At 69.1% G+C, this 14098-nt stretch carries 16 protein-coding genes and 1 pseudogene; 10 read left to right on the forward strand and 7 right to left on the reverse strand.

Features of this window, described 5'->3' with window-relative positions; genetic code table 11:
• The first annotated feature begins 231 nt into the window (after window positions 1–231).
• Both HD597_RS18300 and HD597_RS66750 read left to right on the forward strand, forming a co-directional pair.
• Window positions 232–369: a hypothetical protein gene (locus HD597_RS18300; protein WP_253743768.1), complete on the forward strand. Its 138-nt coding sequence runs from the start codon at window positions 232–234 to the stop codon at window positions 367–369.
• A gap of 161 nt (window positions 370–530) precedes the next feature.
• Window positions 531–650: pseudogene (locus HD597_RS66750) on the forward strand (tyrosine-type recombinase/integrase); the annotation flags it as partial.
• 172 nt (window positions 651–822) lie between these two features.
• On the opposite strand, the gene HD597_RS18305 reads toward HD597_RS66750, so the two are convergent.
• Complete coding sequence (locus HD597_RS18305) at window positions 823–1176, reverse strand: VOC family protein (RefSeq protein ID WP_253743770.1); 354 nt, start codon at window positions 1174–1176, stop codon at window positions 823–825.
• Window positions 1177–1578: 402 nt separating this feature from the next.
• Between HD597_RS18305 and HD597_RS18310 the strand changes: the two genes are divergently transcribed.
• Complete coding sequence (locus HD597_RS18310; protein ID WP_253743772.1) at window positions 1579–1962, forward strand: hypothetical protein; 384 nt, start codon at window positions 1579–1581, stop codon at window positions 1960–1962.
• Here HD597_RS18310 and HD597_RS18315 read toward each other — a convergent pair.
• Window positions 1928–2803, reverse strand: coding sequence for a pentapeptide repeat-containing protein (locus HD597_RS18315; protein ID WP_253743774.1), 876 nt, complete (start codon window positions 2801–2803; stop codon window positions 1928–1930). The genes HD597_RS18310 and HD597_RS18315 overlap by 35 nt on opposite strands.
• A gap of 326 nt (window positions 2804–3129) precedes the next feature.
• Here HD597_RS18315 and HD597_RS18320 point away from each other — a divergent pair, with 326 nt between their 5' ends.
• From HD597_RS18320 to HD597_RS18335, 4 genes are read left to right on the forward strand one after another with little or no spacing between them, the layout of a single operon-like run.
• The gene (locus HD597_RS18320) at window positions 3130–3534 is read left to right on the forward strand and encodes a nuclear transport factor 2 family protein (RefSeq protein ID WP_253743776.1); all 405 of its coding nucleotides are present in this window, start codon (window positions 3130–3132) and stop codon (window positions 3532–3534) included.
• The gene (locus tag HD597_RS18325; RefSeq protein ID WP_253743778.1) at window positions 3531–3989 is read left to right on the forward strand and encodes a nuclear transport factor 2 family protein; all 459 of its coding nucleotides are present in this window, start codon (window positions 3531–3533) and stop codon (window positions 3987–3989) included. The genes HD597_RS18320 and HD597_RS18325 overlap by 4 nt, the downstream gene beginning before the upstream one ends.
• Window positions 3986–4861 carry an alpha/beta hydrolase gene (locus HD597_RS18330; RefSeq protein ID WP_253743780.1) on the forward strand — a complete coding sequence of 292 codons (876 nt, stop codon included), beginning with the start codon at window positions 3986–3988 and terminating at the stop codon, window positions 4859–4861. Before HD597_RS18325 ends, HD597_RS18330 begins: the two co-directional genes overlap by 4 nt.
• Window positions 4862–4896: 35 nt before the next feature.
• Window positions 4897–5160, forward strand: a complete 264-nt coding sequence (locus HD597_RS18335) for an SDR family oxidoreductase (RefSeq protein ID WP_253743782.1) — start codon at window positions 4897–4899, stop codon at window positions 5158–5160.
• Window positions 5161–5168: 8 nt separating this feature from the next.
• Here the strand turns inward: HD597_RS18335 and HD597_RS18340 are convergent, their stop codons facing one another.
• The 3 genes from HD597_RS18340 to HD597_RS18350 form a co-directional block, all read right to left on the reverse strand.
• Window positions 5169–6098 carry a helix-turn-helix domain-containing protein gene (locus HD597_RS18340; protein ID WP_253743784.1) on the reverse strand — a complete coding sequence of 310 codons (930 nt, stop codon included), beginning with the start codon at window positions 6096–6098 and terminating at the stop codon, window positions 5169–5171.
• A 172-nt stretch (window positions 6099–6270) separates the two neighbouring features.
• A complete protein-coding gene (locus HD597_RS18345; protein ID WP_253743786.1) occupies window positions 6271–6558 on the reverse strand; it encodes a DUF4287 domain-containing protein in 288 nt (95 codons plus the stop codon).
• Window positions 6559–6710: 152 nt separating this feature from the next.
• Window positions 6711–6956, reverse strand: coding sequence for a hypothetical protein (locus tag HD597_RS18350; protein ID WP_253743788.1), 246 nt, complete (start codon window positions 6954–6956; stop codon window positions 6711–6713).
• Window positions 6957–7068: 112 nt separating this feature from the next.
• Between HD597_RS18350 and HD597_RS18355 the strand changes: the two genes are divergently transcribed.
• From HD597_RS18355 to HD597_RS18365, 3 genes are all read left to right on the forward strand, one after another.
• Window positions 7069–7716: a winged helix-turn-helix transcriptional regulator gene (locus HD597_RS18355; protein WP_253743790.1), complete on the forward strand. Its 648-nt coding sequence runs from the start codon at window positions 7069–7071 to the stop codon at window positions 7714–7716.
• Window positions 7717–7732: 16 nt separating this feature from the next.
• Window positions 7733–8155 (forward strand): hypothetical protein, encoded by a 423-nt coding sequence (locus tag HD597_RS18360; RefSeq protein WP_253743792.1) that lies wholly within the window; start codon window positions 7733–7735, stop codon window positions 8153–8155.
• 235 nt (window positions 8156–8390) lie between these two features.
• The gene (locus HD597_RS18365; RefSeq protein ID WP_253743794.1) at window positions 8391–8765 is read left to right on the forward strand and encodes an STAS domain-containing protein; all 375 of its coding nucleotides are present in this window, start codon (window positions 8391–8393) and stop codon (window positions 8763–8765) included.
• Between the two features lie 1142 nt (window positions 8766–9907).
• Here HD597_RS18365 and HD597_RS18370 read toward each other — a convergent pair.
• Together HD597_RS18370 and HD597_RS18375 are read right to left on the reverse strand one after the other, a co-directional pair.
• A complete protein-coding gene (locus HD597_RS18370) occupies window positions 9908–10210 on the reverse strand; it encodes a hypothetical protein (RefSeq protein ID WP_253743795.1) in 303 nt (100 codons plus the stop codon).
• Window positions 10211–11487: 1277 nt separating this feature from the next.
• Window positions 11488–14010, reverse strand: coding sequence for an MMPL family transporter (locus tag HD597_RS18375; RefSeq protein ID WP_253743799.1), 2523 nt, complete (start codon window positions 14008–14010; stop codon window positions 11488–11490).
• Window positions 14011–14098: the final 88 nt, after the last annotated feature.

The raw sequence follows: 14098 nt of genomic DNA on the forward strand, positions 1-14098 counted from the left end.
ACAGCGTGATTAGGACGTCCTGGGATTGCTTGTCTGGTTCGGGGCATGGAGGCGCCGGACGGAGGAACAGCGGACTCCCGAGCGGTTCGCTGGATTGCGGGGCCACGGCCTCGCGCGCGCTGGGGCACCCGAACTCGCCGCCAGCGTCAAGGCACACGAAGAACGCCTGACCACGCTGCTGCCGGCAGACCCCACCACGGGACCGCCGTCACGTCGCAGCAGTCGCAACGCTTGGCCACGGCGCTGCGTGCGCTCCTGGTCGGCCTCAGCCAGGGCGTCATCCTCGGCCTCGCCGACGCCGCCCCCAGCGACTATTTCGCCGCCACCGCCCGCGCCCTGATCACCCCGGACGTCCTCGGACCGCCCTAACGTCCCGGCCCGGGCGCAGGAAGCGGTCCGGACACCTAGACGATCAATTCCAAGGGTTACCTGCGGAGGGTGTGGAGGTGGGCGGTCAGGCGTCGGGGTCGACTTCGGGGTGCGTGAACCGCACGGGCTTGCCCAGCGACCGGGCGTAGGCGATTGCGGGCCTGGCCGACGCCGACGGGCACCCGACCGTCACCGCCCACAGATTCCGGCATGCGGTCGGAACCCGGCTCGCCGTAGGCGGCGCGCAGATCCGGACCGTCATGGCGATCCTCGGCCACCGTAGCGCGACGATGTCTGCCTGCGTCTTCCGCAGGAAGGCCCCTGCGAGTGCGACCTCTACCTGCGCTGTTCGAAGTTCTTCAGCACCAGCGAGCACGCCCCACGACTGCCGCTGTCGATGGATGGAACCCTCCGCCGTACGACTCGGGGCCTCGAATAACTGCCGGCCTCCGCTCAGCTCTTCCGCTCACCCAGGACGCAGAACTCGTTGCCCTCCGGGTCGAGGAGGGTCACCCAGTGCTGCTCGTCCTGCACGACGTCGACGCGCCGGGCACCGAGGGAGAGCAGCCGGGCGACCTCGGCCTCCTGGTCGTCGGGGCGGAAGTCGGGGTGGAGCCGGTTCTTCGACGTCTTGCCCTCGGCGACAGGCACGAAGAGCAGCCCCGGCATCCGGTCCGGCTCAGGCCGGATCTCGATGATCTCCTCGGATTCGTCGACCACAACCCAGCCGAGAGCCTCGGCCCACCAGCGCCCCAGAGCGACGGGGTCGGCGGAGTCGACGATGATCTGTTCCCATTCCAGTGCCATGGGCTTGAGCATAGACAGGACCGGCGGCCCGGCCCCTCAGGGGGCGAGCCGAGATGGGAGAGACGAACCCTTCGACACCCATGAGTGACCAGGCGCCCAGGACAGGACCATGACGACTCGGCAACATGTCCAGACAAAAGTTGATGTGCGGGCGGACGAAGGGGGACAGACGTGCGCCGTCTTCTACGGCCAGCGGGTAGCTCTCGGCCTTGATCTCTTCCAGGTCGATCTTCCCGCGCGCGAACCGGGACAGGCTGCCGTAGCCGGTGTCCTGGACGCGCGAGCCCTTCTGGTCGGGGGATATGGACGGTCAAGCTAGCGATGCGCTTGGGAGACGAACGATCCAGGGCGATCTCTGTCCTCGCGGCGGCTTGATCGATAAGGTGTTCGACCATGGGCGTCTTGGTCGACTACTTCACGGCGGAGTCAGATGAGTCAGCCGAGCGGGCTCTTTCCGGCGGGCCCGCGCATGCGAAGTTGCCGTATGTCGACTGCAAGGGGTGGATCGACGAGCTCGGCGACCTGGTGGCCGAGCTCAGCGGGCGCGACGCCGGCGAGTTCGGCGACAGTGAGGTCGTCGTGGACGACGGTGAGGTGTCGGGCGTGGACCGGGTGATGCCGGAGACGGTCGCCGCGCTCGCTGCCGTAGAAGATGCGCGGGTGCGTGAGTATGCCGAGGACGAGCTGCTCAACGAGTACGAGACCGAGCGCCTCACCGCCTTGCGGGACCTGGCCCGCGAGGCGGTGCGCCTCAGCCGAGGGATGTATCGCTGGATGTGCGTCTGAACGCGGCGAACAGCTCTTCGCGCAGGGCGGGCGGCAGCCTGCGGCCCAGTCTCGCCGGGCTCACCAGAGCTTGGTCGTCGGTCCAGGCGCGCGCCGTGTCGGCGAGGAACTCCAGCGCGGAACGGGCCTCCTGGCGGTGCTTGTCATCCGGCCAGTTGTCGACCAGCGGCAGCACCGCACGCGCCCGCTCGGTGATCCGGCCGAGGAGCGCGTAGCCGGGCAGCCCGGGGAAGCGCTGAGCCCGCAGGTCGATATGACGGAAGGAGACGTTGTCGAGCTCGGCTGCGGTGAAGTCGTTGCCGCTGAAGTCGTTGCGGTCTCTGCCAAGCACAGCATGGCCGCGATCGGCTGGGCGGCCCCAGAAGTTGATGCTGCGTACCGGGCCGAGGAAGACGCAGTCGACGAACTCCGCCTCGCTCGTGTTCGTCTGTTGCCGCAGACGAGACCGGTCGAAGGTGCACCCCTCGAACCGGACGTTGCCGAAGGCGGTGAACTCCGCGAATCGAGTGCGGCGGAACACGCAATCGCGAAAGACGGTCTGCGGCCACGCGGCGCCGTCCCCCTCCTGTCCGCCGATGCCCGTGCCGGTGCTGCCCATCGACAGCTGCTCGAAGACGGCGCCGGAGAAGTCGCAGCCGTCGAACTCGCTGCCAAAGGCAACGAAACAGGGGAAGCGCATCGCGGTGAAGTCCACGTTGACCAAGCGCGCACGGTCGAAGATCACGTCGGTCACGCCTGCGGGCAACGGGAACCGCTGATCACAGAGCTGCCCGCGAGCGATTCTCGCGCGGCGCCACTCTTCGTCGGTCGGTTCGAGGGTGAACTGCTCAAACGTGCTCACGTCAGGCTGCCTGAACGTAGATTCATGTGCGGAGTCTCGCATTCGGCCCCGACAAACCCCTCGATCATGCGGCTTCGCGGGTCCAGCCGCGTTCGTCGGCGGCAGTTTTACGCGACCTGGCGGAACGGTGCCCCTGGGGTTCCCTGGGTCGTCGAACGCGTTCCGGGTTGCGATCAACCACGGACTTCGCTTCTCGGACGCCCTCTCAAGCCGTACTGCCGGCGGAGGCGCGCGACCATTTGTGCGGCGACCTGCACGTTCCTGCAGCCGGAGCTGCAACTTCTACGCCTGCCTCGCCCACGGCAAGGCTCGACATGCTTGGCCGCATGGAGCGATTCGACGTCATCGACGTCTGCCTGAGAATGGCCTGGCATGCCGACCGGCGACAGTGGGCCGAGCTGGCCGAGGTGTTCTCCGACAAGGTGACCCTGGACTACACCAGCCTTAACGGCGGCGAGCCCGTCACGCTGACTCCGGCGCAGATCATCGACGGCTGGCAGGCCGCGCTCGGCGGCTACGCGGCCACCCAGCACCTGCTCGGCCACCCTCTGGCCGTCGTCGACGGCGACACCGCCTCGTGCACCGCCCCCTTCCAGGCCACCCACCGTAAGAGCGATGACACCTTGTGGACGCTGGGCGGCACGTACCGCTTCGAGCTGGCGCGCACCGACGGCGGCTGGCGGATCACCGCGGTCGTGATGACCGCGGCCTGGAACGACGGCGTCCGATGAGGAAGGGCCTCGCCATCGCCGGGACGGCGGCGGCCGTCCTGGTCGCCGGCGGTATCGCGGGCGTGGCCGGCGGCGACCTGCTGCGCGCGGTCGCGGCCGGCTCCGTCACTCCTCCGCCCTCGCCGGCCGCCTCAGTCGGCCCGCTCGATCCGGCGGCGCAGCGCTACCTGGACGCGGTGGCCGCGCGAGACGCCGACGCGCTGGCCGCCGCGTTCGCGCCCGACGGCCTGGTCACCGACGTCGGCCGCGAGATCCGCGGCCGGGACGCCATCCGCCGCTGGGCGGCGAACGAGGTCATCGGCGGCACGTACACGCTGCTGGACCACACCCCGCGCGCAGGCGGAGTGAGCATGCTGGTCCGCTTCCAGCCCGCGGGCGCAGGCGGCTTCCGCGCGAACTACCACTTCGACATCACCGGTGGATCGATCACCAGAGCGACCTTGGAGTACGCGTGAACGTGAGCTTCGACAGCGACGGCGTCACCCTGGCCGGCAACCTTTTCCTGCCCGAGGGGGTGGAGCGGGCGCCGGGCGTGGTCGTGGCCGGCACCTGGACCAGCGTCAAGGAGCTGATGGCCGACCGTTACGCCCAGCGCCTGGCCGAACGCGGCTTCGCGGCACTGTCGTTCGACTTCACCGGCTTCGGAGCATCGGGCGGCGAGCCGCGGGAGGTCGAGAACCCGGCGCGCAAGGTCCGCGACATCCACCACGCGGCCGGCTTCCTGGCCGGCCACCCGGCGGTCGAGGGCGATGGAGTGGGCGCCCTGGGCATCTGCGCGGCGGCGATGTACATGGCCGACGCCGCCGCGCACGATCCCCGCATCACCTCCCTGGCGCTGGTGGCGCCCTGGCTGCACGACGCCGCCGTCTGCGAGGCCGCCTACGGGGGCGCGGAAGCGGTGGCCGAGAAGATCAAGATCGGGCGCGAGGCCCGATCGCGCTACGACGAGACCGGCGAGATCGACTACGTGCCGGTCGTCAGCGCCACGGATCCCCGCGCGGCCATGCCGTACGCCATCGACTTCTATCTCAACCCGGCCCGCGGCGGCATCCCGGCCTGGCCGAACCGGTTCGCGGTGATGGCCTGGCCGGACTGGCTCACCTACGACTCCATCGCGCTGGCCCCGCAGATCACCCGGCCCACCCTGCTCGTGCACAGCCAGGACGCCGCCATCCCCGACGGCGCGCGCCGCTTCCACGCCGGGCTGGCCGGGCCCGGGGACATCCTGTGGACCCAGGGCACCCAGTTCGACTTCTACGACCAGGAACCGCAGGTGACGGTGTCGGCCGACACCGTGGCCGCGCACTTCGGCAGAACGCTGCGGTGATCCTGGTCACCTGAGCCGGGGCCGGAGTCGAGCGTGTGGCGCTGCTGTCCAGCCAGGCCGCCGTGGCCACCGACACCGCCAACGCCGTGTCGGCCTACATGATCGACTCCGGGACGGCTGTGCGCGAGTCCGGCCTGGCCTGGACGTTCCTGCGGCCGGCCGCCTTCATGTCCAACACCCTGCGCTGGCCGCCTCGGCTGCGGACGCGCGACGTCGTGAGCGACACCTTCGGCGACGCGCCGATCGCCGGCATCGACCGGGTCGGCACCGCGGCGGTGGCCGCCGCATACTTGTCCTGATTTTTCCGTCACAACCAGCCGCGTTCCTTGGCGCGCAGCGCTGCCTGGAAACGGGTGGCCGCGTCCAGGCGGTTCATCAGCTCCGCCACGTGCGCGCGGAACTTGCGCACCGACACGCTGATCGACCGGGCGGCCACCTCGTCGTTGTCGTGACAGGTCAGCGCGTGCAGCACCTGCTGCTCGATCGGCGACAGCGGCAGATCGTCCAGATCGCGGGCACGCGCCCACATGCCGTCGAACACGTCCGCCAGCATGGCCACCACACCCGGCTGGCGGATCTGCAGCGCCCCCGCCCGCGCCTGGGCGGGATCGGCCTGCACGAAGGCGACCGACCGGTTGACGATGGCCAGGTGCCTGACCGGCTCGTTGGTCACCCGGTGCAGATCGCCCAGGGCATGCAAGGACCGTGCGTGCGGCTCCTGCCCCGGATCGCCCAGCGTGCGCGCAGGGAACAGGGTGCGGCTGCGTAACCCGCGCGCCAGCAGCCGCTGGAAAGGCTTGTCGTCGTAATCGGAGGACACGTGACGGGCGCGGATCTTCAGGTGCGCGAACTCGCCGGGATCGGCGGCCAGCAGCGTACGTATGCGACGGGTGACGGCCACCCCCTCGGGGATGTGCTCCACCATCTGGACGGGCCGGCCGCTGCGATGCTCCTCCGTCAGCTCGGTGAGCACGTCCCAGGCGAGGGTCAGCTCGGTGAGCTGGCGATGGGTCTGCTCGATGCGCCGCCGTACCAGCACATCGATCGCAGCGGCCGGGGCGAGCGCGGTCAGCGTGCCGTCCACCAGGCCCAGCGACCGCAGGCCGGCCAGCACCGGCCGCACGCCGGGCATGACCAGCTCGACCTCGGCCACATCCAGGTCCGCCTGGGGGTGGCGCAGCAGGTAGCGGTAGAGGCGCTCCTGCTCGGCGGTCAGTCCCAGGCTCTCCAGGCTCATCGTCACTCCGGGTCCCGCACGCGTGCCCCTCGCGGGCACGAGGTCTGTGCATATCGATCATCCAACTGTGTTCTCGACAGGCACCGCACGGGCCGGCCCTCTTCCATGACCGTACGGTGCCGCCCGGAAGGGCCGGCGCCGTCGGAGCCGCTGTCCATGCGGCGCGCCCTCGTCAGGGCCGGTTGTTCTTGCCGTCCAGCCAGAGCGTGTCGGACTCGTCGCGGTGGGAGCCCGAGCTGCCGACGTGTTTGGCGTCGATCTTCGACCCCTTCTTGATGACGTGCACCAACGCCATCGCGTGTCCACGTCCAAGGCCATGGTCCTGTTTCAGCCAGTCGACGATCTCCCCAGCCTTCACGGACGGGGCATCGAGGCCGCGTTCCTTCGCCAGAGCGATGAACTCGCGTGGTGTCAGTCCGGTCTTGTCCTCGATGTTGTCGAGGTAGGCCTGGAACGACATGCTGTTCTCCCTTGGGCAGCGGGGATGGGACCCCATGGCGGTCTGGCCGGCAGGTGCGAACCTCAGGAGCCGAAGTGCGCGCCTTGCCGTGCCTCGGTCTGTACGTGTCTTGCGGATCCGGATGATTCAGGCCGGCCGGTACGTCAGGTCGATCACGCCGGTGGTGAACACGGCGGATCGGGTGAGCTCGAGGGGCACCGGGCCGGCGTCCCTGGCGAAGAGCCGCCGCCCGCTGCCATGGTGTTGAGCTGATCGGCCAGTTCGCCCGTCTGGTGCGGCCAGACCGCGGCGCTCATCTCGTCGTTCAGGTAGGGGAAGTGCCACCTCTCCGGTGCTTCCACGACACCGTCCAGCGAGATGAACAGCCGCCCGGCCACGATCTTGCGGTTGGCGGTCATGCGATGACTCCTTGGAGACGATATGCGCGGGCCTGCGTCGCGGCCCGGCAGGAAGAAGCTTGTCTTTTGCAAGTACGCTTTGTCAACTGAAGTATGGGTTAATATTTGCATCATGGCGTCTCGGGAGTACGGACAGTTCTGCGGCCTGGCCCGCGCGATGGAGATGGTCGGCGAACGGTGGAGCATGCTGATCATCCGTAACTTGCTCATCGGACCCCAGCGCTTCACAGACCTGCACAAGGGCCTGCCGGCCATCCCGACCAACATCCTTTCGGCCCGCCTCAAACAGCTGGAGGAGGCAGGACTGGCCACCCGTCGCGCGCTGCCGCGCCCCGAGCGCGCCGTCGTCTACGAGCTGACCGACTACGGGCGCGACCTCGAACCCGCGTTGGTCGCGCTGGGCCGCTGGGGCGCGCGGACCCTCACCGAGCCTCGCCCTGGCGAGCTGGTCACCGCCGAATCGGTCGCCATGTCCTTCCGCACCGCCTACCGGCCGGAAGCAGCCCCAGGCGTCACCGTCGGCTACGAGGTCCGCATGGGCGACTTCACGCTCCGCCTGCAGATCAGCGATGGGGAGCTCATGGTCGGCATCGGTCCGCACCCCGCCCCTGACCTCGTCATCGAACGGCTGGCCGGCCACCCCGTCCGCGAACTGATGGGTGGCGGCAGGACCCCGGACGAACTACTCGGCGACGGCAGCCTTCGCATCGAAGGCGATCCCGCGCTCCTCGGCCGGTTCGCCGAGATGTTCCGCTTCTGATCGGTGTGTCCAGTCGGTGGTCGTCGGCAGCCTTCAGAACGGTCTGTTCGTCGGCCAGGGCCAGGAGTCCGGTGCACTCAGCTTACGGGCGGGGATGGACCACCGATCCGGCCAGCCGAGGGGATGGCGCATGGTCGCCGATGGTTCGCCGCCCGCCCTGTTGAACGCTGTCATCGCGGTGATCAAGGCCTGGGCCTCCTGCGGCGTCAGACGCGAGACGATGTCGGCGATCTCCTCGCTGCGGCGCGCGGTGACGTCGTCGACCGGCCGCCGGCCCTCCGGGGTGAGCCAGCATGAGGATCTCCCGGCGGTTGTGCGGGTTGACCTCGCGCACGATCAGCCCGGCGGCGGCCAGCCGGTCCACCCGGTCCGGCGAGCGCTCCTTCATGTTGATCAGTTGTACACGGTCGGGCGCCGATCGAGCAGCGAGCCGTTGTAGTACGCCAAGGGGATGCAGATGGCGAGCGCGACCAGGCCGATCAACCGGCGAGCAGGTCGCCGCCAAATATCCTTGCATGGTGTGACCGAGTTTGGGGCGCCGTTGAGCCTCTTTGGCCTTCTTCGTGCCCGTGAACGTTGCACACGGCAAGGGACTGCTAGGGTCGGCCTCAGGGTGAGCCGGGAAGTCTGGTCGGCGCTGTAGAAGCGCGCCATCAGACCAGGGACGTTTCACCATGCATTCCGCGAAACCGGGCACTCTCCCTGACGATCCAGACTTCGACATCCGCCTCGACCGGCACGGGGACGTCGTCCTGCTGTCCCTGACAGGGCGGCTCGACGCCGTGGCCTGCCTGATTCTCAAGCAGTACGTGGTCAACGCGCTCGTGGGCCGGATCCCGCCGTTGCTCGTCATGGACCTCACCCGTCTGACGGCGATCGATGAGTGCGGCTGCGACCTTCTTTCGTCGGCCTCCCAGCACGCCAGGGCAGCCGACGGCCGGTTGCTCGTGGTCGATGGGGGAGTGCTGCCCGGTCACGCGGTTCATGACATCGAGCTGTTCACGTCGGTCGAGGCCGCGCTCGTCGAGCTCACCGGCTTCCGGCGGTAGTGCCTGAGCCGTCATCACGACGCCGCTCGACCGGCTCGTCGAGCCGGGCGCACCCCTCCTCCAACTCGGCCAGGACGGGCCTGAGGCCAGGGCCGGGAAACAGGCCCAGCCGCTGACGTACACGGTGGGCGCAGCACCGGCAGCAGGACCACGACGGACACCTGGTCCGCGATCCGCAGACAGAAACGCGCTCTCCTGGCTCCGGCAGCGGATACGCGAAGCCGCCTGCGGTGAGGATCCGCTCGGCGTGGACGACCTGGCCGGCGTTCGGAGCGAGCCAGACCAGCACGCCGATGCGTTTTTGCCCGGCGGGCCGGACCGGTGCTCGGCCGCCGTCGATCACGGCCGGGAGCCAGGTGCCGCCGGCCGACGACTTCGCCTTCACCGGGCCCGTCCGCGGGCAGGCTGTCGGTGCCGAACGGCGGACGCCCGCTGGCCGCGAAGACCATCGTGCAGCCCCAGGCGAACATGTCGGCCGCTGATCCGGCGTCCTCTCCCGCGAACTGCTCGGGAGCCATGTAGGAGGGGGTGCCGATCGCCGTCGCGGTGCAGAACGGCGACACCCGTCGGGTGGTGCTGACCTCACGGACGAAGCGCTCCAGCGCCTCCTCGTCCTGCGCGAGGTCGGCGCGCAGCAGCTTGACCGCGACGCGGGTGCCGGTGGGTGACATGCCGAGGAACACCGTTCCCTGGCCACCCTCGCCGAGTCGCGCGGTGAGCCGGTACTCGCGCACCCTCTCGGGATCCCCCGGCCGCAGAGGCGCATGCACTGGTCACCTTGTTCCACGCGAGCCGGGAGCCGACTCCTGAAGACCACCTTTGCGCGCCGCGCGATGGGGCCCGAGGTTCGCGTGGGTTGCACGCGCACGAGCAACTACCGAGCAGCCATCGATCAGCGAAACGCTTGAGCAATTCGCGGCGCACCAGCACATCCTGGGCAAAACACCGCGCCAGCGGTCGTACCCCGCCGCACGGGTCGCGTGCCGGAACAAGACAGGTCAACGCGGGCTGATGCCTTGCCGGACCTCGTTCGCGTCGATTGCCGTAGCGATGTCCCACCTGGCATGGAACGGCCTCCGCTGCGGACAGCGGGGCTGCAGTGCCCCGGCAACGCCGGCGGAGGCCTATCTGCTGAAACTTGATCAGTCGACGCACATCGCCTCGTGGGTGGACTGGAAGACCCATGTGCCGCCACCCGGAGAGGTGTAGATGCCGAAATTCTGATAGGTCCCAGGGGTGCAGTCGTGGCCGACCGCGAGGACGGCCTGCCGGGCCCGCCGTTCGGCCGCCGCCACCCCTTCCGCGTAGGTGTTGCCCGCCCCCACAACAGTGGCGCTGCGGGGAGTGTCATAGCCGTCGGCGTGCGCGGCCACGGGCGTGGTCGCCAGGCCGACCGCCACCGCTGAGACGAGGCCGAACCGGCGGAGCAAAGTGACTTTTCGCATGCTTCTCCTTACAGGGACGGGTATTTGGTCGGTCACCACGAATTCAGTGGCGGCGTTGACCACTTGTCACGAGGATCTGGCGGCCGTCGCCTCATGACGGAGCACATGGCCAAGGGCACTGCGGAGAATTGCTCATTCGATTGATCTCCGATTTGTTGGGTTGTGCGCTTCGCCTCGCATGCCGGCTACTGTTCGCCTCCACTCCACCTCGCCGGCCCGAATATCGGCCGGTCCGGTCATGCGACGGCGCTGCCTGGTGGCCCTCGAGTGCCGCCTCGAGATCTACAAGCATGCATACTGTGATCGCTGCCAGAATCACTGTCAACGGTTGCGGAAAGGCCCTTTCCGCTGCGAGCTTTCGGACTCCGGGGACGGCAGGATTTATTCTCGTCCATATTTCGAACTTCGCGCCCGGGCCGGAGCTGAAAGGCTATTGTCACCGTGTCTCTGCCTGGCGAACTTCTGCGCGCGATGCTGAAACTTTTCGGTCGGACGTGCAGGTTCTGACATGGCAGGTTCGGCCAGCGTGCACCGGCATTGATGAAAGTTTCATCGGCGCATCTCTGTAAACATTGGGCATTCCGGTCGGACAGCCCTTCGCCCCTCAGAGAAGGATGCGAATGCGCAGCCGACTATCGCAGTTCCGTGTCATGACCGGGATGGCCGGCTTGCCGGCCGTGTTCGCCGGCACCGCCGTACCGGCCCAGGATGCCACCAGCTTGGCGACCACCGCAGTCTCCGGCGGGTCCGGACCACTCGCCGGCGATCCAGCCCGTCATCCCGGAGAGCCCTACAGGGAGCTTCACCTGCTGACCAGGCCGATTGCATGACCTCCGCCACGGCGCGGCGACACGGTCCCTGGCGGCTGGAACGATTGAGGTCGCTCGGTGCCGCCGGATGTTGATTCGTATGGGCTGTGATCGGGATTCTTCCCGCCAGTGTGTCGGCCAGTGTCGCCGTCTGTCGGGCTGTATCGCGTACACGCGAGCAACCATCGAGCGATCAGCCCATCGAGCAGTGCCCGGCCGGCTGTTTTTTCGCGGCGACGTCTCGGGCGGCGGGCTCCCATCGCAGACCCGGAGGTGCGGCTCGCAGAGACCGCTGTTCGTGGCCGGCGTCCGGACGCCGTCGCGGCGTCGCCGCCGGTCAGCCAGTGCGCCGTGGACGTTCTGGACGATCGGGCGCTGCCGGTCGTCCAGCGGGCGGTCCAGGCAACCGGCCGGGCCACCTGCCCTCCAGCAGGACGGGGCCCGGCCGTCCTGGCCGCGCACCTGCCGTCAGCGTGCGGCGGTCTCAGGGACCCGTGCCGGCGCAGGCTGGTGGTGACGTTCCAGTTTGGCGCCCTCGACGTCCACGTCAGGCAGGATCCGGTCGAGCCAGCGCGGCAGCCACCACGCCTTGTCGCCCGCCAGGTGCATGACCGCCGGAATGATCAGCATGCGTACGACGAAGGCGTCGACGAGCACGCCGAAGGCCAGGGCGAAGCCGACCGGCCGGATCATCGTCATGTGGGAGAACATGAATCCGCCGAAGACCGAGATCATGATGACCGCGGCGGCGGTGACGACGGCCCTTCCCGCCCGTACGCCCTCGGTGACCGCCTGCCGGGCGGGAGCGCCGTGCGCGTAGGCCTCACGCATCCCTGAGGTGAGGAAGAGCTGGTAGTCCATGGCGAGCCCGAACAGGATGCCCACGAGCAGGGTCGGCAGGAAGTTGAGGATCGGCGCGGGATCGGTGACGCCGAAGACGCTGCCGAGCCAGCCCCACTGGTAGACGGCCGTGACGCCGCCGAGCGCCGCGAACAGCGACAGGACGAAGCCGCCCGTGGCGATGAGGGGCACCAGGATCGAGCGGAACACGACGATCAGGATGAGCAGCGACAGGCCGACCACGACCGCGAGGTAGGCCGGCAGGGCGTCGGCGAGCTTCTCTGAGATGTCGAGGTTGGCGCTGGCGCTGCCCGCGACCGAAAGGGAGACGTCGCCGGAGCCGAGATCGAGGGCGCGGCCGCGCAGGTCGTGGACCAGGTCCTCGGTGGACTCCGAGGTCGGCCCGCCGGTCGGGACGACCTGGAAGACCAGGACGGTGCCCTGGTCGTTGGCGCCGATGGGGGCGACCGCGGTGACCCCGTCGACGTCCATGAGCTGCTTGCCGAGGTCGGCCTGGGCCGGCGTGAGATCGTCGCCGGTCACGCCGCGATCGAGGTCGGCGACGACGATCAGGGGCCCGTTGGCGCCGGCGCCGAACTTCTCGGTGATGGCGGTGTAGGCGCGGTACTGCGTGGAGTCGGCGGCCTCGGACGCGCCGGTGGGCAGGCCGAGGCGCATCGAGGCGGCGGGCAGCGCGATGAGGGCCAGCGCGCCGACGCCGATCACGATCCGCAGGACGGCACTGCCGAAGCCCATCGGCTGTACGTGCTTCGGCGCCGCCAGAGGCTCGCCGTGCCCGGTGGCGTCCGAGGCGGCCTTCCTGTCGCGCCGGGGGAGCAGCCGGTGCCCGAGCAGGCCGAGCAGTGCCGGGGTCATGGTCACGGTGAGGAGCACCGCGACGGCGATGGCGACGGCGCCGACGGTGCCCATCAGCGCGAGGAACGGGATGCCGGTGATGTTGAGTGCCAGCAGCGCGATGAGCACGGTGCTGCCCGCGAAGACCACGGCGTTGCCGCTGGTGCCGTTGGCCAGCCCGATCGACTCCTGCACGGGCATGCCCGCCTTCAGCTGGCGGCGGTGGCGGTGCAGGATGAACAGGGCGTAGTCGATGCCGACGGCCAGGCCGAGCATGGCGCCCAGGATGGGCGTCACCGACGTCATCTCGATGGTGCCGGACAGCGCCATGGCTCCCGCGACGGCCACGCCCACGCCGAAGAGCGCGTTGAGGATCGGCAGCCCGGCGGCCACCAGGGTGCCGGTCATGATGATGAGCACGAGGGCCGCGACGATGAGGCCGACCGCCTCGCCGACGCCTCCGAGCTGGATCTCGCCCTGCGCGATCTCGGCGGAGTAGTCGGCGGTGACGCTTTCGGGAAGAGCCGCGTCGAGGGTCTCGGTGACGGCCTTCTTGGTCTCCGGCGTGATCTCCTGCTGCGGCAGGTCGAAGACGACGGTCGCGGTCGCGGTCGAGCCGTCGGAGGAGACCGTACGGATGCCATCCGCGATGGTCAGCAGGTCGCGCCCGACGAGCAGCTGCTGCTCGGACTTCTCCAGGGTGGCGCTCTGCTCGTCGAGCTCGGCCTGCTGCTTGTCGAGCTGGGCGAGGGTCGCCTTGAGCCGGGTCAGGGTCGCCTTGAGCTGCGGGTTCTGACCGGCCTGCTCGATGCCGGCCTCGGTCTGCTCGATGCCCGCCTCGGTCTGCGTACGGGCCTGGTCGAGCCGCTTGCGTCCCTTGTCGAGCTGGTCGCGGCCGTTGTCGACCTGCGCCAGACCATCCGCGATCTTCTTCGCCTGCTCCGCGCGCGCGTCGGCGGAGGTGAACGGATCGGCCACCTGGTCGACGCCGTCCAGGTCGGCGACCTTCTTCAGCGCGGCGCTGACGCTCTCGCGCTGGTCGGCCGTGAGCTCCGTACCGTTCCTGGAGTGGAGGACGACCTGGCCGGTGCCGCCGCTGGCCACCGGCAGCTCGGTCTTGAGCCGGTCGGTTACCTGTGCCGTGGGCGTGCCGGGGATGGTCATCGTCGAGCTCATGGTCCCGCCGAAGGCCAGGAAGGCTCCGACGGCCAGACCGAGCACGACGACCCAGACGGCGATCACCCACCAGGCCCGCCGGGCGGTGAACCGGCCCAGCCGGTACAGCAGTTCGGCCATCGTGCACTCGCTTTCTGCTTCTGACGTGGGACTTCAAGTAACCGGATAGGGCTTATCCGATTCCGCAGTCTAGTGAGAAGTGGATAGC

Source organism: Nonomuraea thailandensis (assembly GCF_024172165.1).
GTDB lineage: Bacteria > Actinomycetota > Actinomycetes > Streptosporangiales > Streptosporangiaceae > Nonomuraea > Nonomuraea thailandensis.

What these genes read in the sequence shown, in the direction of transcription:
- HD597_RS18305 (WP_253743770.1), bottom strand. Translation starts at nt 1,176, where the DNA reads ATGGCACTGGAATGGGAACAGATCATCGTCGACTCCGCCGACCCCGTC.
- HD597_RS18320 (WP_253743776.1), top strand. Translation starts at nt 3,130, where the DNA reads ATGGAGCGATTCGACGTCATCGACGTCTGCCTGAGAATGGCCTGGCAT.
- HD597_RS18325 (WP_253743778.1), top strand. Translation starts at nt 3,531, where the DNA reads ATGAGGAAGGGCCTCGCCATCGCCGGGACGGCGGCGGCCGTCCTGGTC.
- HD597_RS18340 (WP_253743784.1), bottom strand. Translation starts at nt 6,098, where the DNA reads ATGAGCCTGGAGAGCCTGGGACTGACCGCCGAGCAGGAGCGCCTCTAC.
- HD597_RS18345 (WP_253743786.1), bottom strand. Translation starts at nt 6,558, where the DNA reads ATGTCGTTCCAGGCCTACCTCGACAACATCGAGGACAAGACCGGACTG.
- HD597_RS18350 (WP_253743788.1), bottom strand. Translation starts at nt 6,956, where the DNA reads ATGACCGCCAACCGCAAGATCGTGGCCGGGCGGCTGTTCATCTCGCTG.
- HD597_RS18355 (WP_253743790.1), top strand. Translation starts at nt 7,069, where the DNA reads ATGGCGTCTCGGGAGTACGGACAGTTCTGCGGCCTGGCCCGCGCGATG.
- HD597_RS18365 (WP_253743794.1), top strand. Translation starts at nt 8,391, where the DNA reads ATGCATTCCGCGAAACCGGGCACTCTCCCTGACGATCCAGACTTCGAC.
- HD597_RS18370 (WP_253743795.1), bottom strand. Translation starts at nt 10,210, where the DNA reads ATGCGAAAAGTCACTTTGCTCCGCCGGTTCGGCCTCGTCTCAGCGGTG.
- HD597_RS18375 (WP_253743799.1), bottom strand. Translation starts at nt 14,010, where the DNA reads ATGGCCGAACTGCTGTACCGGCTGGGCCGGTTCACCGCCCGGCGGGCC.